The organism is Paenibacillus sp. WG02 (assembly GCF_055396115.1).
On the sequence record NZ_AP036016.1, the window covers coordinates 7,201,848 to 7,224,670 of the forward strand.

The window sequence follows — 22,823 nt, forward strand, 5'->3', positions numbered from 1 at the left end:
TGTGGAAGTTGAACATAAAAGGGCCAATCCGTAAAGTGAAAGTAGATATTAAAGTGCTACGAAACTTAAAGACTAGGAGGTCTAAGAAAGAGATACCAGGCTTACTGATTGACAAACGATACGCTCCTCGGATTTTAAGACGTGGCAAGGAACCTGAACTAACCGGACGTATCGTTGTACCTGGTAACCCTCAATACAACTCGGCTCGTCGAGAGTTCAACACCTTCTTTAATAAATTCCCGCGGGTAATCGTCTTTGCGCAGAAGACTCAGGACGTAGTCAACGCCATACGTTGGGCTCGCTATAACAACGTACCAATCCGCATGCGTTCTGGTCGCCACAGTTACGAGGGCTTGTCAGTTGTAGACGCAGGAATCGTGATCGACGTAAGCGACATGCATCAAGTGGATGTGGACAGAAGGCGCGGCATCGCCACAGTACAGACCGGCATTAGAGGTGGTACGTTGAACGAGGAGCTTTGGAAGGAAGGGTTGGTGGTGCCGGTGGGAGTCTGTCCCACTACAGGCATCGGCGGGGTTACTCTAGGCGGTGGCCACAGCATCCTTTCCCGACCGTGGGGTCTGACTCTAGACCACTTGCTCGGCCTCGAGATGGTAGATGCGAACGGCCGCGTGACCCATGCCAATACTGATCGCAACTCCGATCTTTTCTGGGCCTCGCGCGGAGGTGGCGGGGGTAACTTCGGCGTCTGCACAACCTTTCGCTTTCGAACTCATCGCATTGAAACAGTTGCCTTCGCCGAAATCGTCTGGGATTTGCGCGATCTGGAGCCGGTACTACGAGCATGGCAGGAATATACAGCCCCTGGCGCAAATGAGAGACAGACCCCCATACTCACGATTGCTAACGGATTACAGGGGCCACCGTCGAACCCTATATTAATGCAAGGTGTCTTCCTCGGTTCCACCGCAAAGTACCGCCAATTGCTACAACCTTTACTTCGGGCAGGCTCGCCACGGAAGGTGAGTATCGAAGAGATACCTTGGATCGAGTCTGTACGCCGCGTAGCGGCTACTCAACCAACGTCTCCTTTCCCATTCAAGAGCGTAGGGCCCTATATCCACAAACTTCCCAGTGAAGGTATCTCCACGATCAGACGCTTTATCGACGAGCCACCTACTTCCTCGGTCACAGTCTTTTTTCACGGCTTAAATGGGGCTGTGGCCAGGGTGCCAAGTCGGGCAACGGCCTACTTTTGGCGCCGGGCTTGGTCGAACATGTCACCTTTTGCCACTTGGAGTACGCAGGCAGGGGCTAAGCGGGGTATCCGCTGGGTGGAGAACTTTCGCCGAGCGATGCTTCCGTTTACTCATGGTATTTACGTCAATACACCAGACCTCCAAATCAAACACTGGCAACAGGCCTACTACGGCGCCAATTTCGACCGGCTAACACGAGTGAAGGCCCTCTACGACCCGAACAACATCTTCAATTTCCCACAGAGCATCCCGCCAGCCCGCCGATTATAAAGCCCCTTATCGGGGCTTTTATAATTCCACAAACTTAGCATACGTGTTTTTTTCTCAGTGAATATTATGCTGTTCCTATGCAAAAAAGGCGACATAAATCCTCTAAATGTCATGTGAGATCAAACTATTGACAATTTTATCTAATTTAATTACTATCTAATTAGACATTTATTAAATTAGATATCCTTTTAAAGAGGTGTACCCGCCATGCAATTAGATAAAATCATTACCTATCACAAGGCTCTTGCCGACGCAACACGTATACGTATGCTCATTTTACTAGCCGATGGAGAGCTGAACGGTCAAGTTCTTGCCGAGAAACTGGGTATTACCCCAGCAACGATTACCCATCACGCCTCCAAGCTTCGCGAGGCCAACCTCATCAATGAACGTAGAGACAAGAACACGATTTACTTCGCTTTGAATGAATATTTCATACACAGTAATGCCACCGCGACGGCTGAGCTCATTTTCAAAAACAAGAAAGGAGAGATCGATCCTATGAAAGATGAAGATCGTAATCAGAACCTCAAGCAATCTGTCATTCGAAACTTTATAACCTTAGATGGCAAACTCAAGCATATCCCAGCCCAGCTCAAGAAAAAACTTATCGTCCTAGAACATCTAGTCGAGCAGCTTGAACAAGGTCGAACCTACACAGAGAAGGAACTGAATGCCTTCATTAAGAATTACCATCCTGATTTCGCAACGATTCGAAGAGAATTCATTATGCACCAGTTCATGTTTCGCGAGAACGAGATATACGAACTCAATCCAACGGAGATGTGGGCCAAATGGGAGAGCTTATCCTAATTCCAAAAAAAAGGACGGTTCCCAGTCGATTAAACGACCTAAGAACTCGTCCTTGCCTTCCTAGCCTTATCCTTTTAAAAGAAACGTATTCCCGTCCTCATCCTTAAATGTGGCAAAAGTTCCCCACTGCATCTCCGATAGCTCCCCTTCGAATTCGACGCCTTTGGACTTCATGTTCGCGTAGGTCGTCTGAATATCATCCGTAACAAAGACGACAGATGGCTTAAGCTCGGCATGACTCGTCTTGTGAAAATACGACAATCTCTATTGTCCTCATTCGCGTTCCGGCCACTTTTCGTTATTCAACCCTTTTAGATAACAAAATAGTACCCATTAAAAAAGCCAATCGTCTCGAAAACCTGTAGAATCATAAACAGCATCATATAGAAAATTCGAGCATTTTCCCACTTTTCGGTCAACTTCACTAAGTAAAAATAAAACGGTATACTCACCATCATATAGCGTACGACGCTTACGAGAAATAAAGGTTGACTTGAAAATGGGATGACAATGAGCAGCAAGCCATAAACGAAAAATAGAAGCTCATGCTTATTTGTCATAAGCTTTTTTAAATGAGCAAAGAGGTAACTCAAAAAAACGACAAATACAGCTGTCGATACGGTAAAAGCAATGAAGCCGTTATCCCAGCCATCTGGTGTAGAGAAGTAAGGCTTTTTCAAATAACGAACATAATTGATAAATGGTATTGTTGTATAGCGGAACCAGTGCAAGCTCTGCTCATGAAAAGGAGCCAAGAAATCACCGGTGACGATTCGCATATGTAGGAGATATATACCTATAGGGATAAGTGATAATAGGCTGTACAACGACCATTTCAGATAACGCCAGGTCCATTTGAACCCTTCGTCCATAAACACGGAACCCATCACAAATGCAAGGTTAATAAACCCAGGTACCCTGGTTACGGTAGATAAGCTGGCAGCTATAAAGGCGAGTGCATACTGTTTGCTGCCTGCATAATAGATGGAAGCTGCCGATAACAGCAGAAATAGACTCTCTGTATACGGTAGGGTATAGTAAAGCGACGATGGGTAAATCACTATTAGCAACAGTACAGTTCCCGCCTGACGTTCACTGAATCCCCGCTGCAGAGCAATAAAATAGATATAAATTAAGGCGCCAAGCAAACATAGATTCGAAATGATCATACCGACTATTGCAGGTTCGAACCAAAATATTTTACTAAGCAAGAATATCATCAGCGGAAATAATGGAAAAAACACCCAATTTGCAGCTGTATGCGGTTCGTCCATCCGAAACTTGTCATAGCCTTGTGTGGCTATTTTTAAGTAAGAATACGTATCAAACTTGATAAAATCCTCTAACTTCAGCTTCTCCGTAGAAGCTAGTTCCCCAGGAAGCTTCAACGTCCACTTGGACAAGGTGCCTGGCACATTCTGCATATACATCGGCACCTGAGAAGACTTAGTAAACAAATTCATCCCGATATATCCAGTAAACAGCATGAGTGCCCGAGAAATAAGGACAAGCAACACAATCGATAGTATCACTTTGACTTTCCCTCTTTGTGGCACTTTCTCTAGCCGTGTTTCCATCATCCATCTCTCCTATCCGAACATTCAATATCTTTTCTGTAAATTTACCTGATTTCCCCTCTTTTACCAAGTTAAGGATTCGTAAAGCTTATTAGTATAGACGTCAATTGGTTAAAAATGTTTAATTTTCGTTAAAAAATTAATATTTTACATACATTACGATATAATGAAAGCCATATCATCCTTTCAATCCTCTTTGCAGAATGGAGACGAGAATTGTGGTTTATCCCGTATTGACCATTGTGGTCCCCTGCTATAACGAAGAAGAAGTACTCCCAGAAACAGTATTCCAACTTACCACTGTGTTACAGACTCTCATCTCGGATAAATTAATCGCCACCACAAGCACAGTGCTGTTTGTCGACGATGGCAGCAAGGATGCAACTTGGACGCTTATTGAGAGCTTCCACGACTCCAGTCCTTTGATTACTGGTCTTAAGCTTGCAAGAAATGCAGGCCATCAAAGCGCTTTGCTTGCCGGGCTTATGAAAGCCAAGACCTATTCGGACTGCGTCGTTTCCATCGATGCCGATCTGCAAGACGACACAAGTGTCATTCGCGAGTTTATCGTCAAATTCCACGAAGGCTACGATATCGTTTACGGCATCCGACAGGATCGCTCGACGGATACGTTTTTCAAGCGAGTTACGGCCCAAGGTTTCTATAGGCTCATGAATTCGCTTGGTGTGAAAATTCACTACAATCATGCGGATTTCCGCTTGATGAGCAAGCGTACCCTCGAAAATTTGGAGAAATTTCAAGAGGTCAATTTATTTCTTCGCGGTATGGTGCCTCTACTCGGCTTCCCATCCACTCAGGTCTATTATGACCGTAAAGAACGTTTTGCCGGAGAATCCAAATATCCGCTTCGCAAAATGCTCGCATTCGCCTTCGATGGCATCACGTCGTTCAGTGTAACCCCTATTCGCTTCGTCACTATCATGGGTTTCCTTCTATTCGCGTTGAGTGTCGTTGCCGGTTTATATGCCATTGTAGGCAAAATTCTCGGAGCGAACGTTACCGGTTGGACATCGCTTGTTCTTTCGGTTTGGTTCATTGGCGGCGTTCAGCTTCTCGCGCTCGGCTTAATTGGTGAATACATAGGCAAAATATATAAAGAAGTGAAGCACCGTCCGCTTTTCGTCATCGAGAAGGATTTGACAGCAGCTGGACGGGATCACGAATTAGTCCATACGCCATCCAATCAAGTAAGCTCCAGCCGGTGATGATTCAATGAAACGGATAAAAGCTTTGTTGACTAGCAGCTTCGCGCGCTTCTTACTTGTCGGTCTGTTCAATACGTTGGTCGGTCTGTCAGCCAGCTTTGCTTTCTTTAATCTGCTTCACCTTAATTATTGGATATCTACTTTCGTAGGAAATACTATAGGCGCTATTGTTAGCTACACGCTGAATCGTACATTTACGTTTCGTTCCAACGTTAGCGTCGGCAGCAGTTGGTGGAAATTTGCTGTTGTTATTTTGAGCTGTTATGGCGTCTCTTATGGGTTAAGTTGGGTACTTGCAGAAGCAGCAAGCTCTTTCCTGCCATCCGTGCGGGCAGATTGGCTGCACAATGCTGCTATTTTGGTTGGCAATGGCTTGTATACGATTGGAAATTATTTGGGACATAAATATTTTACATTCCGAACTCATGGCACGGACAACCCTGGGGTATCCTAATCACCAAGAGGTGATGCCTAATGGCACGAAGAAGAAGCAACCGGGCCATCGTGCCCGGATCTGAACATGGCCTGGGACTGCTCAAGGCGCAAGTCATGAAGAATCAAGGGTATAATGTCAACCCAGAACGACCTGATCTCGTCAAATATGAAGTAGCCCGAACGCTTGGCGTTCCCCTTCAGCAAGGCTACAACGGGCAGCTTAGCTCAGAAGACGCTGGCAAGGTCGGCGGTCCGATTGGCGGGGCTATGGTGCGTGAGCTCGTGCGCATGGCGCAGCAGCAGTTTGCGAATCAGCGGCCACCGCAGCGATAGGTCATGAGAGACAGCCATATTCCGCCGCGGGTGTACATAAACTAGTAGCAAGCTGCTCGCAGCGCTACTTTCTATGTAGAAGTCAGGTGATGATGGCCGATGAATCCCCCAGGCAACCGAACGCCTAAGCCCGATTGGAAAGGGCTGTCGGCGCAAGCTGGCGATGTGCTGGGCCCCGAATTCTGGCACGATATTGCCAGTATCATCCCGCTAACCGGGCCAAGAGTTGATATGTATGAGACACCGCAGGAACTCGTTGTTGTGGCTGAAGTTCCCGGATTGTCTTCACCCGAGCAGATTCAGCTTTCTTTCCGTGACCAATCCTTACTTATGCGCGGGATGCTCGTTCGGCCCTACCAAGTACTCGATGAGCAAATGCGGTTGTCTGAGCGATATTTCGGTGCATTCGAGAGAGTTTTCCGCCTACCCGGCAATGCGATGACCGATCTAATGCGGGCGCAATATCACAACGGTTTGCTCATTATTCGAATCCCGCTTGCTCCTCCGGATGGAGAGAAAGTTATTCCTATACAGTTCACGTAATGAGCAAAATCAGGAGTTTAGCTTACATTCGTCATGGTTGATGGTTACGAACCAAATAAAGATTACCCTCTAAACGGCCTTTCTCGCCGATTGGTCGGTAATCTTTTTTATATTCAAAAATGAATCTTTACCGAAAAGAGAAATGAATCTTCCTTTGTCCCCATATAATTAAAAGAGAGCGTTCGGAAATGCAGGATTGGAGGGATTACTGTGGTGCGCATACAGTTTCAATCTATACATATCGATGGAATCGCGGATACATCCAGTGTGAACAGGGGTACGAATCGGATCATCGGAAAGCGTCATTCCGAGAAGCTTAATCAAGGGCTTGGGGAAATAAGCGGGGAGCATAATATTATTCTGGGTGGCAAGCATACTGTCCAAGATGGCGACACCTTTGATGTTAAACCATCTACACGAGAGAGCTGAGATTACCCATGTGGTTTCAAAAAAAGAAATCGGCCCCGCCCAAAACGCAGCCAACTAAAGGTACTGCTAATGCTAAAACATCAACCCCAGCCCAGAGCTGAGGTTAGAACTGAAGCTAGTTCTGGAGCTAGTCCTGCCGCTAGACCAGAAGTTAAAACTGGAGCCATGTCTCCCCAGGATCAACACGTTCAGCAATTAGAACGGCGTCTTCGCAAGTTGGAAGAAGAATTGGCTGATCTTACTGCCAAACACCCGAAGATACATATCGATACCCTGCATATCCATCAACCCGTTTTAGAAAACTTAACCTTTCGGTTGGATCATCTCGATATTAAGGAACTGAGCGGTTCATTGAATCTAGGTAACAATTTCGCTGCCAAGCCAAGTGAGAAAAGTGTACCGGTTGATGAAGCTTTTAAACGTGCAAATGTGTCAAAAGAAAGTAAAACCGCTAGCTCTCGTACTGCCACTGAAGGTGTAGATGCTGCTTCACAGGGTGCTGCCGCTTCGAAAACAGAGCGAACCTCGACCGGTTATAAATACACACCACCACAGTCTAATTCATAAAGAGGTGATACAAGGTGTCCTCCTTCATGTCCCCAACATTCATTATCGGTTCCATCCGCATCGGATCGGTACAAAGCGCGTCCTGTCTCAATATGGGCAATAATTGGCCGACCGATTTTCAAAGCAATCAGAAAACGGTTCAGGGCTTTGGCGCTGTCGAAGGCGACAACAATCAGTTAGTTGGAACTCGTTCTATGCTCAACGATTCCGATTTCCTTGATATGCTCAACATCGGAGATAACGAAACACCCGAGTGGCTGCAGGACATGATTGCCAACCAGGCTCAGACGTCCGGCTTTACCCCTGCTCCCGCCAGCCCGCAGGCTGAAGATACGACAAATGCTCCACAAACTGCTGATTAGAGCAGCTGCGGAGCATTCTTTTTTTATACACGGCCAATGATCAAGTCCCCTTTGGTATAAGGGGCATCAATGATGTCATTATCGTAAACCGTGTTGATATTATAAAGCACATAATTATGATCACCGTTTATCTCTCCAAGGCCATTGTTCGCTTTCCCGCTTGTAGACCAATTCACTTGTATGTTGGTGCCGATAAAAATACCGGATGCATCGGTTATGGAATTAACATGGATAGAATCAAATTCAATGAGCGGCGGCTCTAGCGGGCACGGTAATTTCAGCACGACATTCACCCACCATTCAACTATACTTGATTAGTAACAGCTGGTTTAAAATCCTGATCATTAATTGGTGCATCAATAAAATCGTTGTCAAAGATTAAATTAACAATATTGGCGGAGACGGTATTTCCGATAAATTGACCAGTCCCGTAATTGTTTTTGCTGTGTGAATCCCAGCTGGATTGCGCATTCTCACCGATCCCGATGGTTGCATTCGTATTTATACTGTTGACATTGATCATGTTAAAAACGATGGAACTCGGCACAACTGCTCACTCCCTGTCCTTGGATAACTTTCAGCTTCTTCAGCCCAGCTTGACGGACTTTGGCCGGAGATGTATCTTAGCCTATTCATCCAGAGCTGAAATGGTGCAAAAAAAAAAAAAAAGACCCTTTCCCATATTGGGAAAGAGTCCTCCTTTACTAGAAGAATCCTGGACCACCGAAGCCACCAAAGCCACCACCGAAGCCACCGAAGCCACCAAAGCCACCGCCAAAACCAAAGCCATCAAATCCACCAAAAGCAAAAGGTGATGTACCAATCGCTAACAGATCAAACAAAACCAATGGAATAATCGCTTTTACTTGAACTTTTTTGCCTTTTTGCGGAGCAACAATCAACGTGTTACCGCTGATCCGCACCAATTTACCAGTTACTTGAGTTCCGTCTTTCTTAAGAGCAACGATATTTTTCCCGATCAATTTCCGAACGTCGTCTTTACGTATTTTGGATGCCACAAACGTCCACCTCCTTTAAGCAATAGAGATACATTGCTCTACAGTGTACGGCTGTGTAGATAATATCGCTTGGATAGCTGTCCATTCTCCGGTAAAAATACGCAGTTGTCCTCCTACGGTTCAACGCAAAAAAATTGCCGCATCTCTAGCACTAAGGCCAAGATAACGACAATTTTATGGATAAAAAGTGCTTATGCTTTACGAATTTTACCAAGCTCTGTGGTAATCGCATCAATTTCGCTAATGCTGAAATTATCTTTGCTGATGACCAAATCGTACAAGTCCTTCAAGTCCTCATATACTTCCTGTTTGACGTTCGAGGCTTTAATCGACCCACCGGTAGCCATGCGCAGCTTTCTCTTAATTTCTTCAAACATATATTCCACGTTTTCTTCCGACCAAATGTTCAAATCCATAGCTTTATGTTCTTCCTTCCTCTAAGCGCTTGTGCCACATTAAGGAGCAAGCTCCCCTTTTGTTATTCTAAAGCACTTATCGGATGTTGTAAAATGAAATCCATTTACGCTTTCATCGCTCGGCTTTCCATAGCTGCTCCAGTACGATCACGAGCATTGTCCCTACAAGCAGTCCGTTGCTTAATACATATTGCAGGATGGATGGAAGTCCTTGAAATATCGTTGAAGGCAGAAACATAAGTCCGATGCTCATCAGCAGCGTGATACCCAAGATAGTCAGCCGGCGTTGATCCAGTGTTTCTCTCAGAATGGACTGAAAAGCAATGCCTATCATTTGGACAAAGGATGCCATTAAGGCAGCCGTAGCAATGGGTCCTGGAAGCAAAGCCAAGAAGTTCACGATAGCCGGAACAAGTGAAATACCTGCGAAAACTAGACAAGCCATCAGGAATGGACGAATGCGGGTCTGTTCGGTTAATCGAATAAAGCCCGCAGAAACAGGCAACGGTACGACACCTATCGTAGAAAAGGAAGCACATAGCAGATGAGAAAATCCGCCGGCTATCCCGCCACGATTAAGCGTCTCTTTTAATTCCCTCGGAGTTTCAGGCACTACTTGACTGACAGCCGAAACGGCAGCAATCGTATTGGAGACTAAAATAAAAGTAAACAGAATGATCGTGATTATAATTCCGGAATTGAATTGCGGAACTCCCCATGCAAAAATTTCAGGAAGCTTAACCAAAGATTCGTTCGACATGAGAGTACCTGAGCTTTTACCCAATAAGGTATAGAGCAACCACCCTGATAAGATCCCAATCAAGACGGCATAATTTTTGATCCATCCCTTACCTTTGATAGAAAGAAAAATGACGAGAATAAAGACACCAAACGATAGAGCCGCCGTTCCATAATCCGGAAGGGACGGTTCACCGTGTAAGGCCACCATTCCTTTCATGAAAACACCGCTAAGTTGAAGGGCTAAGATCAAAAGAAAGGAACCATTAACCAGCGGGGTGAACAGGAATAGCAACCTATGGAAATAACCGCTCAAGCCGAGAATGAGAAGCAGCACGCCTGCAATAATGAATCCACCTTCCAAAATTTGCAGCGTTCCCTTCATGCTTTGACCTTGTCTGACAGCTACATCAGCTAAAATGACAAACACACTGACCCATGAACCTGCGGGGCCATCCGCAATCGGATACCGATGCCCCAACCATCCTTGGATGAAAGAACTCATGCCAACTACAAAAAATGTTCTTTGCATCAACGCCGATACTTCCTCCATCGACAAATGAAAAATGCCGCCGATAACGATAGGTAGCGCAACAGAATTAGCCAGCAGGAAAATAAACCATTGAAATGTACTTAAGCTGCCGTAGAACCGATGTTTCTTTGTTTCCATTTTGTCTCTCCGCTTTATGAATTTCTTTACTTTACGGTAACATCGTTAAGCATTAGATATCCTACTGGATTTAACGAGAAACCTTTAACATTTTTAGCCGTTGCTGCAACGTGATCAATCGTTCGGATTGGAATCAGAGGACTATCCTTCATCTCGATTTCTTGCGCTTTAGCATAGATGGCTTTGCGTTTCTCCACATCTTTTTCACGACGGCCTTCCTCGATTAGCTTATCCACTTCCGGATTGGTATAGAAAGCAAGATTGCCTTTGCTTCCATGGGAAGAACTGTGAAACACATTATATTGATTATAATCCGCATCGCCAGTCGCGTTCCCCCAGACCTCCGATAAACATGTTGTGTTCGCCCTTGCCGGTTATATCTAGATAGGCGCCATATTCCATCACCTTGATTTCGAGGTCGATGCCAATCCCTTTCAATTGAGATTGAATAACTTCCGCTAGATTGATGCGCTCTTTTCTATCATCGGTAACAATTGACGTTTTAAACCCATTTGGGAAGCCTGCCTCGGCAAGCAGTTCCTTTGCTTTGTTGACGTTGTAATCGTAATCGTGCAAATTAGGGTTAAAGCCTATCATCTTAGGAGATAAAGCTGAGATCGCTCTGCTGCCCACACCGTTATAAACACCTTTGATAATGGACTCCTTTTCAATGGCATAGGCGAAAGCCTGACGAACGCGTACATCGTCAAACGGTTTTTTCTTCACATTAAACCCGATGTATTCGACTCCCAGCCCTTCGGCACGAGCCAGCGTCATGGAAGAAGAATTTTGTACGCGGTTTAATTCGGTCACAGGCAATTGGTCGCTAATCTGAACCTCTCCGGACTCCACCATCGCAATACGCGTAGTATCCTCAGGTACTACTTTATAAACTACCTTATCTACCTTCGGTATATCTCCCCAGTAGCTGTCATTTTTGACGAGGATCATTTCTTGGCCTGGCGTCCAAGATTGGAATTTGAATGGACCTGTTCCTATCGGGTTTTTCGACAACTTGTCCGCTTGTTCTGCAATGGCTTTCGGGCTAAGAATACTGCCTTCGTTGCTCGCAAGTATCGACAGAATAGGGGCATACGGGTAAGTGAGAATGAACTGCACCGTATAGTCATCCACAGCCTTCACTTCTTTGACCATGGAGAAATTACTTGCGCGCGGCGACTTTACTTTTGGATCCAGCGCGCGTTCCATGGTCTTCTTAACGGCTTCGGCCGTGAAAAGCGTTCCATCGTGGAAGGTCACACCCTTGCGCAGCTTGAATTCCCAAGTTACATCGTCGACCTGTTTCCATTCTGCTGCTAGAGCAGGCTTGTAATCCATATTCTTATCCGTCTTGATGAGTCCTTCGTAAACTTTTCCAAAGATGTAGTTTGCTGAAGGAATGTTTGTAATAAATTGCGGATCCAAGTTGTTGGCGTCCGCCTTTCTAGCGATTGTCAGCGTTCCGCCTGCCTTTGGAGCTTCAGCAGCTTTCCCCTTATCTACTGACGAATCTGATGAAGAAGCGCATCCGGCTAGCGCTGTCATACCTACGAGAGACATAGCAAGAAGACCGCCGAGAATAAGATTTCTTTTCAAAATAAACCCTCCTGTTTCAATCATGTTGAAATTGCAGTGAATATACTTATAAGCATTATAGAAAATAATAGCCAATGAGCCTTGCACGATCTTTACGTTTATTTACATTATCTTTACTACTTTTAAAAAAGAATAGCATAACCTCTACCCGAATAGGTAATCAGCTATGCTATTCCCACACATCCTTTATTTCATCGTCGCTTCATTGATTTCAATGTACCCGGAAGGGCTGATCCAAATGCCTTGCACGTTTTTTGCGATTGCCGCTAAATTCTCCGAGCTGCGATAAGGCAATAAGGCTACGTCATTGATTTCGATTGCCTGCGCTTTTTCATAAATTTGTTTACGTTTTTCTGGATCCGCTTCTTTACGTCCACTTTCGATTAACATATCTACTTCTTTGTTGGTATAAAAAGAGTGGTTTCCAGGAACACCGTGAGAATTGCTATGGAACAGGTTGTACTGGTTGTAATCAGCGTCGCCTGTCGCATTCCCCCAACCACTAATGAACATTTCGGTCTGAGCCTTGGATGCTGCGTCGAGGTAAGCCCCGAATTCCATCACTTTGACTTGGAGATCAATGCCAATCCCTTTTAATTGCGATTGAAGTACTTCCGCCACATTAATGCGGGCTTTATTATCGTTCAAATAAACCGTAGCCTTTAATCCGTTCGGATAGCCGGCTTCTGCGAGCAATTGCTTCGCTTTGTTCAAATCATAGGCAAACCCTTTGATATTGGGACTATAACCGATAACCTTTGGACCCAAGCTCGAATTGGATACCTTGCCGACATTGTTATAAACGCCTTTTATGATCGCTTCTTTATCAATCGCATAAGCGACGGCTTGACGTACACGAATATCGTTAAACGGCTTCTTGCTCGTGTTAAAACCAATATGATCCACCGCATAGGCGTCATAACGGCCAAGAGTCATCGTAGTGGAAGATTTCACACGATCGAGTTCAGTAACAGGCAGTTGTTCAGCCACCTGTGCTTCTCCCGTTTCAATCATGGCAATCCGAGTCGTATCCTCAGGAACTGTTTTAAAGATGACTTTATTCAGCTTTGCTTTGTCTCCCCAGTAGCTATCATTTTTCACAAGTACAATTTCTTGTCCGGGAGTCCACGATTCGAATCGGAACGGCCCTGTTCCTGTAGGGTGTTTCGTTAATTCCTTGCCATACTGTTCAATGGCCTTGGGACTAAGCATACTGCCTTCCGCACTTGCTAAAATGGATAGCAGCGGAGCAAACGGATACTCGAGAATGAACTGAATCGTATAATCGTCCACCGCTTTTACTTCTTTAATCATCGAAAATAGATTCGCTTTCGGCGTAGGTTGATTCTTGTCCAGCACGCGTGCAATGGTCTTGCGCACCGCTTCAGCGTTGAATGGCGCACCGTCATGGAATACGGCATCTTTACGAAGTTTAAACTCCCACGTAAGATCATTCAACTGTTTCCATTCCGTTGCAAGCAAAGGCTTGTACTCACTGTTCTTATCCAGTTGAACGAGACCTTCATAAATCTTATGCTGAATCACGGCCATCGAGTTGATCTGTGTGCTGAAATGCGGATCAAGGTTGTTCGCATCGCTTAGTCGAGCGACGACTAGTGTGCCGCCGTTCTTCGGTGCCGTATTGGTTGTTTCCTTGCTGCCGCCACTAGCCTCTTTAACGGAGGAACAACCGGTTAAGGCCAAGGATACCACCAAGAAAGCGCTAACAATTTGTTTTATCATACAAACTCCCCTTTACACTTTGAATTTGTCTTCTTATTTAGATAATAAATAATTTTCAGATTATTTAATTTCAGAATCTTTACTTGTATTTATATAATCTTTACTTCTTTTGATTGTAAAAGGCAGCAGGTTCATTCCTTACAGGTGTAAGCGAGAGCGGAAGACCGGTTTTCTTTCCTGTAAGCGTCTTTTTCACCCTTACAGATATGTTTCAGCTCTCACTCACTTCTGTAACGCTGAAAAACAGGGTTACAAGAGCGCAATACCTAGCGGAAGACCGATTCTTTAAGCAACAGCTGCAGAAAGTGCAGCAAATTATGAGTTTTTCACCAATTTGAGAAGAAAAGATGCAGTTAGTACTTCAAATCTCAGCCTTATAGCTGATATTTGCTTTTATGCGCAGAATTAGCTGTACTTTCTGCATGTAATCTCGTGAGAAGCGTCAACACAAATGAAATTAGCTGCACTTTTTGCATCAAAAGATGTTATTACTGTCGCCCGAGTCCAGATTCCCTATTTCTCTCCTCATCATCATGCTCTTTCCCATTGGCATCTACATCTACATCTACATTATTCTTACTTTTACCGCTTTTTTCATCCTTACAGGTAAGTTTCCGCTTTCACTCGCACCTGCAGCCCCAATTCCCTATGCGACTTAGGCGTCTCGTAAACAAAATAAAGAAACCGTCAGAGAAAATCATCCTGACGGTCCCTAAGTCTTACAAACATTGGTAATCGTTGATGCCTACAGAGAACCGGAAACGATGTTCCCGCGATACAGCACGGCTTGACGCTCAGCTCTGCGCGCTACCGCTTGCGCCGAACAACCGGCATGAACCAGTACTGCGCTTGCTTCATCGCCGACGGCCGGCCAGACGCGGACGCCTTCCGCAGATAACGGAACCTTGCCTCCTGTAATAAAGCCAAGTGTCTCCGATAGCGATCGCTCGTCGCTCCAGCGGAATCGCTCGGCTAGACGACCAGCTCTTTCCAAGCTGTCTCCTTGGCCGAATGGGGACCAGTGATCCGTGATGCTATCATCGCCAAGTGAAACGGAGACGCCTTTTTGCTTAAGAAGCGGAATCGGTATCGTCGCTCGGTTAATCGGCACGGTGGATGTGATCGCGATTCCGAGCTGTGCAAACAACTCTGCCACCTCGCTTTGCAGCTCTACCGGAACGTCAGCCAGACCGAGGCAGTGACTAACCGTTACGCGTCCCTGCCAACCCGCTTCCTCAGTTAGTGCGGCAAGCCTTTTGAAGGTGAATATACCTAAATGACCTGGGTCGTGAATGTGGACGTCAACGTCTGCATCAGCCTCTACAGCCAGATCCATAATGGTGTTCAATGATTTCTCGATGTTTTGATCAACGGAGGCCGGATCTACACCGCCCATTGAAGTCGCTCCCATTCGCAGCGCCTCCCGGGCCATTTCTACAACGTTGCTGCGCAGCAGACCGTGCTGCGGGAAGGCTACGATTTCCCCAGACAGCTTGCCTGAGAAAGTTTCAAAAGCTTGCAAGGTAGCTTCAAGATTTTTCAAGCCAATATAAGGATCTATGTTGCAATGGCTTCGGACATGGGTCGTGCCGTTCTTCTGCAAAAGACCAAGCATCGCTTCGGCCCGCTCCCGAGCTGTCGGCAGCAGACGAGTAAGCAGCGTCTCTTCTTCCTTTAATCGAGTAAAGATATTCACGGGAGGTGAACAAGCTTTCCAAGGCCCTCCGTAATATGTTTTATCGATATGAATATGCATGTCGCGGAACGCCGGAAGCAGGAGCAGATTCTTCGCATCTTGCTTAGGCAGATCGCTATCTAAGAATGTGTCCGCAGATACGATTTGTGCAATCTTCCCGTCCTCAATGAGGATATGGCAGATCTCCGTCTCCGTTCCTGCAATTCTTCCATTTTCGTAGCGATAGCCACTCTCCAGACAGACGTTGGTTAGCCAATAAGTTGAAGTCATACTCATGAAAGTTACACCCTTTCTTCCTATATAATTTGCAATCTCTTACAGCAGTTCCGGATCAAAAAGTTTCTCATCCACATAAGCTCTCGCATGTCCCCAGAAATATTTGGTCGGTTCCATATACTTTTGCAACCCGGCGCGTTCAATCGTCCGCTTCGCTTCTTCATTCGCTTCATCGAGCGCCGTAAACTCGTCAACCGTGAGTACTTTGCGGTCTTCCATCACGATTTTCCCATTCACAATGACGTTATCTACGTCGCTCGCCACCGCTTGATGCACCAACCGATGCACATACATATACTCAGGTGTCAAATGAGGCTGGCGCATGTTGACCGTAATCACATCCGCTTTTTTGCCTGCTTCCAATGAACCTAGTTCATCATCCCAGCCAACACAGCGCGCCGCATCGATCGTTACCATCTCCAGCAGCTTGCCAGCCGGCAAATAGTAGTAATCTTTTAGTGCCGCCTGATGAATCATCTGCGTCTTGCGCATCGCTTGAAACATGTCAAAGCTGGCTGCCGGAGAGGTACCGTCTGTGGAAATCGCCACTGTTGCGCCCATTTCAATCAGTTCGGTTATTGGCGTTCGCGCATTCACTTGTCCAAACCCTGGAGCAGAGCTAACATTCGTGCCTGTTTCGGCCAAAATTCGCGCTTCGTCAAATGAAATGCCTCGGCAATGCTGCAGATGCACGTCTGGCCCCAGTAGTGCGTTTTCTTTATCTTGAATGGCTAGATGGATCATGCCTCCAAAGGCATCGGAGTGAATCCGCGTGTTGTATTTTCGGGCGATCTCGCGAATCTTTTTCGCTTGATACCGATCATGCTCCGTTAAACCGTACAGCTGGTCCGGCGGAGTCGGGGCTGAGGGGTTAACGGAAGTAACAATAACAAAAGGCGTGATAAAGGCACGAATGTGATCGTCGTGAGCATGATGAAGAGCCTCAATAACGGCCTCGGCACCCTTCAGCACCTCTTCATAAGTCACGTCTCTGGTTACCCGTTTCCCATCCACCCAGCGGCTGAACGAATGCGGCCAAGGCGGATTGCATGGACCCGTGCAGACGATTTCGCGTATGCCAACTTCGGAGTAAGCTTTGGCATGATTCAATGCAAAGATAGGATCGTCTGATCGAGGCATGGAACCAAGCACACAGGCGCCTGTCGTGATCCCTGCTTTTAAGCGCTCAAGCGCATTCAGCTTTCCTTCGTAATACCAGAACTCATCCGTAACAAAATGCTTATACGTATGCGTCATGATTGGCATCCAGAAACTGATGTTGTCCATGGCGATGGTCTTGAACATCGAATGACCACCGTGACCATGGACATCAATCAGACCAGGCAATACACAGTGATGACTGCAGTCTATCGTTTTCTTCGCCTCATACTTCTCCAGTAATTGCTCGGTGTCCGCAACTTCCAGAATTCTTCCATTGTGGATGGCGACAGCTCCATTCTCGAGAATGCGCCGTTCTTGATCCATCGTAATAACAACACCGTGGACAAGCAGTAAATCGATCATAGTTGTAATCCTCCTGCAACTATAGTCCCTCGGAAGAAGACAGCTCTGCGCTCGGCTCTTCTCGCGACCGCTTCCGCTGTAGAGCTAGCATCTACAAGCACCATGCTCGCTTCATCTCCAACCTTCGGCCACACGCGATTGCCTTCCCTATCCAGCGGTGTCTTACCTCCAGTAATGAAACCAAGCGACTGTGACAAAGATTGCTCGTCAATCCAGCGAAAGCGTTCCGCTAACCGACCTGCTCGTTCCAAGATATCTCCGTTACCGAAAGGCTGCCAATTATCAAAGATATTGTCGCAGCCAGCAGCAACAGACACCCCTTTCTCGTGCAAAAGCGGAACCGGCGGGATCGTTCTGCTGTGAGGAACACTTGTGACAATCGTAATACCTGCCTCCGCTAGCACGGCTGACAGCTCGGCTGCCTCTCCTACAGGTACTTCTCCCAGGCCGAACGCGTGGCTGATCGCCACTCTCCCTTGCAACCCCGCTTCCATCGTAAGCGCTGCCAAACGTCTCATCGTAAATGTGCCTAAGTAATCCGGATCATGCAGATGTAAATCAACGCCAGCATTAGCCTCAACGGCCAGCTCCATCATCTGTTGTAAAGATCCTTCGATATCCCCATCTACCGTTGCAGGATCAACACCGCCTATCAGGGTAGCGCCTTCACGAAGAGCTTCTCTGACCAGATCTTTGGACTTGGAACGCAGTAAACCATGCTGTGGAAAAGCTACAATTTCATATGAGAGCTTCCCCTCGTAATTTTCTAAAACCTGACGCACAGCTTCCAAGCTGCGCAATCCCACTTCCGGATAAATATCGACATGCGTTCGTACTTCAGTCGAGCCTGCTCTCAGCAGAGTATCCAATAAAAGGCCCGCACGCTCGTTGATCGTAGTCGGCAGCGTAGGTAAGATCTGCTTTTCCAATTCGCAGCGTTCCATGATATTAGCAGCAGGGACGACAGCACGCCACGTATCCCCGATCAGCGTCTTATCCAAATGAACATGTTTCTCAATAAATGATGGCAGTAAAAGCAGGTTCTTTCCGTCTTGCTTCGGAATATCCGATTCCAAAGGTGTGTCAGCTGAAACGATTTCACGGATGATACCGTCCTCTATGCGTAGATGACAGATTTCAGTCTCTGTCCCGGAGATCACGCCATTTTCATACAAATAACCGCTCTCCAAACGAACACTGATTAACCAATAGGCAGAACTCACGAATTGCTCACCCTTTCTCTTCCAAAATTCGGTGTGATTTGCTCGTACAACCTCAATTATAAAGAATATTCTGTGTTTTATTTTCACAATCTTTACTTTTATTTAAGGTATCTTTACGAGTTGCCCAAAGCTTATTTACTTCGCTTCGTTTTCTGATAACTTTAACTTAACAAAGGAGGTTTGCTAGATGAATGTTGATTATGCCGATAAAGAGCAAGCGCTACCAAAACAGGTTCTCTCCCTTCGTCCAGGCAAGTGGAGAACGTTTTATTTAAAGCTTCGGAGAAATAAGTTGGCAATGGTTGGCGGGTACGTCATTCTTTTCTACTTCCTTGTCGCGATCTTCGCTCCGCTTCTAGCTCCATATGATCCCTATCATATTGAATTAGTAAACAAACTAAAACCTCCCTCTGCCGAACATTGGATGGGGACGGACGATAAGGGTCGCGACGTGTTAAGTCGATTGATCGTCGGGACACGCCTCTCACTTTCCGTAGGATTCGTAGCCGTGTTTATCGGAGCCTTCTTCGGAATCATTCTCGGATTGTTTGCCGGCTATTACGGGAAATGGGTGGACACGATCATTATGCGTGTGATCGACGTATTGCTTGCTTTTCCGGGCATATTGCTCGCACTCGCCATCGTCAGTGCTTTAGGGCCCAGTTTAATCAACGTGATGATTGCGATCGGCGTGTTTTCCATTCCCATGTTCGCTCGGATTGTCCGCGGTTCGACCTTATCGATTAAAAAGTTGGAATACATCGACGCCATTCGCTCTTTGGGAGCAAGCGATCTCCGGATTATCTTCGTGCACATTTTCCCAAACATTCTGTCACCGATTATCGTTCAAGCCACGCTAAGGCTAGCAACGGCCATCCTTTCTGCCGCGGGCTTGTCCTTCTTGGGACTTGGCGCGCAGCCTCCATTGCCTGAATGGGGCGCCATGCTGAGCAACGGACGCGATTTTTTATTCACAGTACCTTATCTGGCTTTGTTTCCGGGACTGGCCATCTCCACATTAGTCATAGGCTTTAACGTATTTGGAGACGGGCTCAGAGACGCATTGGATCCAAGGATGAAACAATAAGCTTATGCTTTCGAAGAAAGCTTTCCTGACGGAAAGCTCTAAGGAGGATATCTATGTTCGTATACATCATTCGCCGGTTACTTCAGATGATCCCGGTTCTGTTAGGCGTCATTATGGTCGTCTTCTTGATTATGCAGCTCGTTCCTGGCGATCCGGCCGTTCTACTGGCAGGAGAAGGCGCTTCTGCAGAGACGATTGAACGCATCCGACATCAGTTGGGGTTAGATCAGCCGCTGTTTATGCAGTACTTCCAATACGTCATCGACGTGGTCCGAGGAGACTTTGGGGTATCCCTTCGCTCCAATCTGCCTGTGTTTAACGAAATCATGACGCGATTACCTACGACCATCGAGCTAGCCGTGGCTAGTATTTTCATCACGATTGTTTTCGGGATGCTTGCCGGAATCATTTCGGCTACGAAGCAATACAAAGCATCGGATATTACCATCATGATTATCGCCCTGCTCGGTGTATCCTTGCCCAGCTTCTGTCTCGGGCTCTCGCTGATATACTTTTTCTCCGTGAAAATGCATCTCTTTCCTGTCGCGGGTTGGGGAACATGGAAGCATGTTGTGCTCCCAGCCATCACATTAGGCGCTTCAGGTGCCGCAATTGTCGCAAGGATGACGCGCTCCACAATGCTGGATGTCATTCGCCAAGATTATATTCGAACAGCCAAAGCTAAAGGGTTAAAATTACGCGTTGTTATTTATAAACACGCCCTCAAGAATGCATTGATCCCTGTCATTACTGTGGTTGGACTACAGTTCGGAGTATTGCTTGGGGGTACGGTATTAGTAGAATCTGTCTTTGCCATTAATGGATTAGGACGGCTGATAGTCGATGCCATTCGCATGCGCGACTTGCCTATGGTACAGGGTGGCGTGCTGGTAGCCTCAGTCATTTTCGTCATGGTAAACCTTGCGGTCGACGTACTTTATCGTAACTTCAACAAACGTATCGAGCTGGATTAAAAGGAGGGAACGAGATGCTTAAACAACAAGAAAAGGTTTTGGAAGTAAGCAATCTTCAGACACACTTCTTTACAGACGAAGGCGTAAGCAGAGCTGTTGACGGCATTGACTTCACGCTTCATAAAGGGGAAACACTTGGACTTGTAGGCGAATCGGGCTGCGGCAAAAGTATTACATCGCTTTCCATTCTGAGGCTGATCGCCAGCCCTCCCGGACGAATCGTTAATGGAGAAATCCGCTTCAAAGGACAAGATTTATTGAAAAAAACGGATAAAGAAATGGGCGCCATCCGTGGCAACGAAATCTCGATGATTTTCCAAGAACCTATGACGTCCTTAAACCCGGTCTACTCAGTTGGGGAACAAATAGCGGAAGTGTTCCGCCATCACCAGAAGCTCGGGAGAAAGGAAGCTTGGGAGAAAGCTGTCGACATGCTGCGCCTAGTCGGTATCCCCTCCCCGGAGAAACGCGCCAAGCAAGAGCCGTATGAATTGAGCGGTGGCATGCGGCAGCGGGTGATGATCGCCATGGCGATGGCTTGCAATCCGGAGATCCTTATTGCCGATGAGCCGACCACCGCTCTTGATGTAACGATTCAAGCCCAAATTCTGGATTTGATGAAGCTGCTGCAAAAGCAATTGGGTATGAGCATCATAATGATCACCCACGATCTCGGGGTCGTTTCTGAAACATGTGATCGCGTAGCCGTGATGTATGCCGGCAAGATTGTGGAATATACTGCTGCGAGCGAGTTATTTGCCAGTCCAAAACATCCCTACACAGTAGGATTGCTTAACTCCTTGCCTCGACCAGACCAAGACCGTGAAGAGCTGCAAGCGATTCAGGGAAGTGTTCCAAGCCCCTACAACATGCCTACGGGATGCCGGTTTGCTCCGCGCTGTCCTCAAGCCAGAGAACTTTGTCAGAGGGCGCTACCGGAACTGATCGACGTCGGAGGCGGCAGTCAGGTCCGCTGCTGGATCTATACGCCGGAGTGGGACGCACAAAATCAACCAAGGTCGCAAATGAAAGATAGGGGGGCATTCAAATGATAGTACCTGTGGTGAGTACCAATGATAAGCAGGTTTTAGTTAAAATCAACCATTTGAAACAATACTTCCCGATCAAAGGCGGCATCTTTGGGCGAACCGTGAACCACGTAAAGGCTGTTGATGACATCAGCTTCACCATCTATGAAGGGGAAACGCTTAGCATTGTTGGTGAGTCCGGCTGCGGCAAATCAACCACGGGACGAGCCATCTTACGACTGGATGAGCCTACCAGTGGAGATATCCACTATCAGGATAAGGATGTCCTTGCCCTGAACAAGAGCGAGCTCCGGAAGCTGCGCAAGGACATGCAGGTCATTTTCCAGGATCCTTTTGCATCGCTGAATCCTCGGCAAACCGTCCGCCAAATTCTCGGAGAAGCGTTGACTATTCAAGACGTCATCCCGAAGGAAAAGCGGACAGACCGCATTAAGGAACTCCTTGACAATGTCGGGTTGCGGTCCGACCATATCGACCGATATCCGCATGAATTCAGCGGCGGCCAGCGCCAACGCATCGGCATCGCACGGGCACTAGCTGTGGAGCCCAAGCTGATCATCTGCGACGAAGCCGTTTCCGCGCTCGATGTGTCGATCCAGGCTCAGGTACTGAACCTGCTGAAGAAACTGCAGCATCAATATAAGCTAACTTATTTATTTATTTCCCATGATTTAGGCGTAGTACGGCACATTTCCGATCGGGTAATGGTCATGTACCTTGGTAAAATCGTAGAAATCGCTGATAAAAAATCACTTTTCGATCATCCGCAGCATCCCTATACCAAAGCTCTACTTTCTGCCATTCCAGTACCCAATCAGAAAGAAAAGAGAGAACGCATCCTATTGACTGGCGATGTGCCTTCTCCTATCAATCCGCCTCAGGGATGCCGCTTCCATACACGCTGCCCATTTGTCGTCGAAACGTGCAGATCCAAGGAGCCAGAGCTGCGCTTCACCAATGAAGGACATCAAGTAGCTTGCCACTTGGTTACCAATTCGCTTTAACAAGACGAATAAATTAAAATGGTAGTGAAACTA

Annotated in this window: 24 protein-coding genes and 1 pseudogene; 13 read left to right on the forward strand and 12 right to left on the reverse strand. The window is 46.6% G+C overall.

The features are described 5' to 3' along the window. The first annotated feature begins 131 nt into the window (after positions 1-131). Both ACBP55_RS32470 and ACBP55_RS32475 read left to right on the forward strand, forming a co-directional pair. A complete protein-coding gene (locus ACBP55_RS32470; protein ID WP_464653502.1) occupies positions 132-1,490 on the forward strand; it encodes an FAD-binding oxidoreductase in 1,359 nt (452 codons plus the stop codon). 207 nt (positions 1,491-1,697) lie between these two features. Next, positions 1,698-2,303 carry a DUF2087 domain-containing protein gene (locus ACBP55_RS32475; protein ID WP_464647600.1) on the forward strand — a complete coding sequence of 202 codons (606 nt, stop codon included), beginning with the start codon at positions 1,698-1,700 and terminating at the stop codon, positions 2,301-2,303. Between the two features lie 66 nt (positions 2,304-2,369). On the opposite strand, the gene ACBP55_RS32480 is transcribed toward ACBP55_RS32475, so the two are convergent. Together ACBP55_RS32480 and ACBP55_RS32485 are read right to left on the reverse strand one after the other, a co-directional pair. Further along, a complete protein-coding gene (locus tag ACBP55_RS32480) occupies positions 2,370-2,564 on the reverse strand; it encodes a VOC family protein (RefSeq protein ID WP_464647602.1) in 195 nt (64 codons plus the stop codon). Positions 2,565-2,614: 50 nt separating this feature from the next. Continuing rightward, the gene (locus tag ACBP55_RS32485) at positions 2,615-3,883 is read right to left on the reverse strand and encodes a mannosyltransferase family protein (RefSeq protein ID WP_464647604.1); all 1,269 of its coding nucleotides are present in this window, start codon (positions 3,881-3,883) and stop codon (positions 2,615-2,617) included. Positions 3,884-4,083: 200 nt separating this feature from the next. On the opposite strand from ACBP55_RS32485, the gene ACBP55_RS32490 reads away from it, so the two are divergent. The 7 genes from ACBP55_RS32490 to ACBP55_RS32520 all read left to right on the forward strand — a co-directional run bounded on the left by ACBP55_RS32490 (position 4,084) and on the right by ACBP55_RS32520 (position 7,775). Beyond that, positions 4,084-5,106 carry a glycosyltransferase family 2 protein gene (locus ACBP55_RS32490; RefSeq protein ID WP_464647606.1) on the forward strand — a complete coding sequence of 341 codons (1,023 nt, stop codon included), beginning with the start codon at positions 4,084-4,086 and terminating at the stop codon, positions 5,104-5,106. A gap of 7 nt (positions 5,107-5,113) precedes the next feature. Beyond that, entirely contained in the window at positions 5,114-5,560 is a 447-nt protein-coding gene (locus tag ACBP55_RS32495; protein ID WP_464647608.1) for a GtrA family protein, read from the forward strand. Between the two features lie 20 nt (positions 5,561-5,580). Further along, entirely contained in the window at positions 5,581-5,874 is a 294-nt protein-coding gene (locus ACBP55_RS32500) for a small, acid-soluble spore protein, alpha/beta type (protein WP_464647610.1), read from the forward strand. 99 nt (positions 5,875-5,973) lie between these two features. Continuing rightward, positions 5,974-6,417: an Hsp20/alpha crystallin family protein gene (locus ACBP55_RS32505; protein ID WP_029199177.1), complete on the forward strand. Its 444-nt coding sequence runs from the start codon at positions 5,974-5,976 to the stop codon at positions 6,415-6,417. Positions 6,418-6,627: 210 nt separating this feature from the next. Next, positions 6,628-6,846 carry a hypothetical protein gene (locus tag ACBP55_RS32510; protein ID WP_464647613.1) on the forward strand — a complete coding sequence of 73 codons (219 nt, stop codon included), beginning with the start codon at positions 6,628-6,630 and terminating at the stop codon, positions 6,844-6,846. A 69-nt stretch (positions 6,847-6,915) separates the two neighbouring features. After that, positions 6,916-7,413 carry a hypothetical protein gene (locus ACBP55_RS32515; RefSeq protein ID WP_464647614.1) on the forward strand — a complete coding sequence of 166 codons (498 nt, stop codon included), beginning with the start codon at positions 6,916-6,918 and terminating at the stop codon, positions 7,411-7,413. A gap of 26 nt (positions 7,414-7,439) precedes the next feature. After that, on the forward strand, positions 7,440-7,775 hold the full coding sequence (locus ACBP55_RS32520) for a hypothetical protein (RefSeq protein WP_464647616.1): 336 nt from the start codon (positions 7,440-7,442) through the stop codon (positions 7,773-7,775). A 23-nt stretch (positions 7,776-7,798) separates the two neighbouring features. Here the strand turns inward: ACBP55_RS32520 and ACBP55_RS32525 are convergent, their stop codons facing one another. The 10 genes and pseudogenes from ACBP55_RS32525 to ACBP55_RS32570 form a co-directional block, all read right to left on the reverse strand. Further along, positions 7,799-8,059, reverse strand: a complete 261-nt coding sequence (locus tag ACBP55_RS32525; RefSeq protein ID WP_464647618.1) for a hypothetical protein — start codon at positions 8,057-8,059, stop codon at positions 7,799-7,801. Between the two features lie 20 nt (positions 8,060-8,079). Further along, positions 8,080-8,322 (reverse strand): spore germination protein, encoded by a 243-nt coding sequence (locus tag ACBP55_RS32530; protein WP_464647619.1) that lies wholly within the window; start codon positions 8,320-8,322, stop codon positions 8,080-8,082. A 157-nt stretch (positions 8,323-8,479) separates the two neighbouring features. Then, complete coding sequence (locus ACBP55_RS32535) at positions 8,480-8,794, reverse strand: hypothetical protein (RefSeq protein WP_464647620.1); 315 nt, start codon at positions 8,792-8,794, stop codon at positions 8,480-8,482. Positions 8,795-8,985: 191 nt separating this feature from the next. Next, positions 8,986-9,210 (reverse strand): DUF1128 domain-containing protein, encoded by a 225-nt coding sequence (locus tag ACBP55_RS32540; RefSeq protein ID WP_029199173.1) that lies wholly within the window; start codon positions 9,208-9,210, stop codon positions 8,986-8,988. A 112-nt stretch (positions 9,211-9,322) separates the two neighbouring features. Next, entirely contained in the window at positions 9,323-10,618 is a 1,296-nt protein-coding gene (locus ACBP55_RS32545) for a purine/pyrimidine permease (RefSeq protein ID WP_464647622.1), read from the reverse strand. A gap of 26 nt (positions 10,619-10,644) precedes the next feature. Beyond that, positions 10,645-12,178, reverse strand: a pseudogene (locus tag ACBP55_RS32550) (glutathione ABC transporter substrate-binding protein). A gap of 222 nt (positions 12,179-12,400) precedes the next feature. Further along, the gene (locus tag ACBP55_RS32555) at positions 12,401-13,957 is read right to left on the reverse strand and encodes a glutathione ABC transporter substrate-binding protein (protein ID WP_464647624.1); all 1,557 of its coding nucleotides are present in this window, start codon (positions 13,955-13,957) and stop codon (positions 12,401-12,403) included. A gap of 745 nt (positions 13,958-14,702) precedes the next feature. Next, a complete protein-coding gene (locus ACBP55_RS32560) occupies positions 14,703-15,929 on the reverse strand; it encodes an amidohydrolase family protein (RefSeq protein ID WP_464647625.1) in 1,227 nt (408 codons plus the stop codon). 39 nt (positions 15,930-15,968) lie between these two features. After that, positions 15,969-17,453 (reverse strand): amidohydrolase family protein, encoded by a 1,485-nt coding sequence (locus ACBP55_RS32565; RefSeq protein WP_464647627.1) that lies wholly within the window; start codon positions 17,451-17,453, stop codon positions 15,969-15,971. After that, positions 17,450-18,676 (reverse strand): amidohydrolase, encoded by a 1,227-nt coding sequence (locus ACBP55_RS32570; protein ID WP_464647629.1) that lies wholly within the window; start codon positions 18,674-18,676, stop codon positions 17,450-17,452. Before ACBP55_RS32570 ends, ACBP55_RS32565 begins: the two co-directional genes overlap by 4 nt. Positions 18,677-18,863: 187 nt before the next feature. On the opposite strand from ACBP55_RS32570, the gene nikC reads away from it, so the two are divergent. The 4 genes from nikC to ACBP55_RS32590 are packed head-to-tail and all read left to right on the forward strand — an operon-like array spanning position 18,864 to position 22,790. Beyond that, complete coding sequence (nikC, locus tag ACBP55_RS32575; RefSeq protein WP_464647631.1) at positions 18,864-19,763, forward strand: nickel transporter permease; 900 nt, start codon at positions 18,864-18,866, stop codon at positions 19,761-19,763. 53 nt (positions 19,764-19,816) lie between these two features. Next, entirely contained in the window at positions 19,817-20,737 is a 921-nt protein-coding gene (locus ACBP55_RS32580; RefSeq protein WP_464647633.1) for an ABC transporter permease, read from the forward strand. Between the two features lie 14 nt (positions 20,738-20,751). Then, entirely contained in the window at positions 20,752-21,789 is a 1,038-nt protein-coding gene (locus tag ACBP55_RS32585; protein ID WP_464647634.1) for an ABC transporter ATP-binding protein, read from the forward strand. After that, complete coding sequence (locus ACBP55_RS32590) at positions 21,786-22,790, forward strand: ABC transporter ATP-binding protein (RefSeq protein WP_464647635.1); 1,005 nt, start codon at positions 21,786-21,788, stop codon at positions 22,788-22,790. The genes ACBP55_RS32585 and ACBP55_RS32590 overlap by 4 nt, the downstream gene beginning before the upstream one ends. The last annotated feature ends 33 nt before the right edge of the window (positions 22,791-22,823 follow it).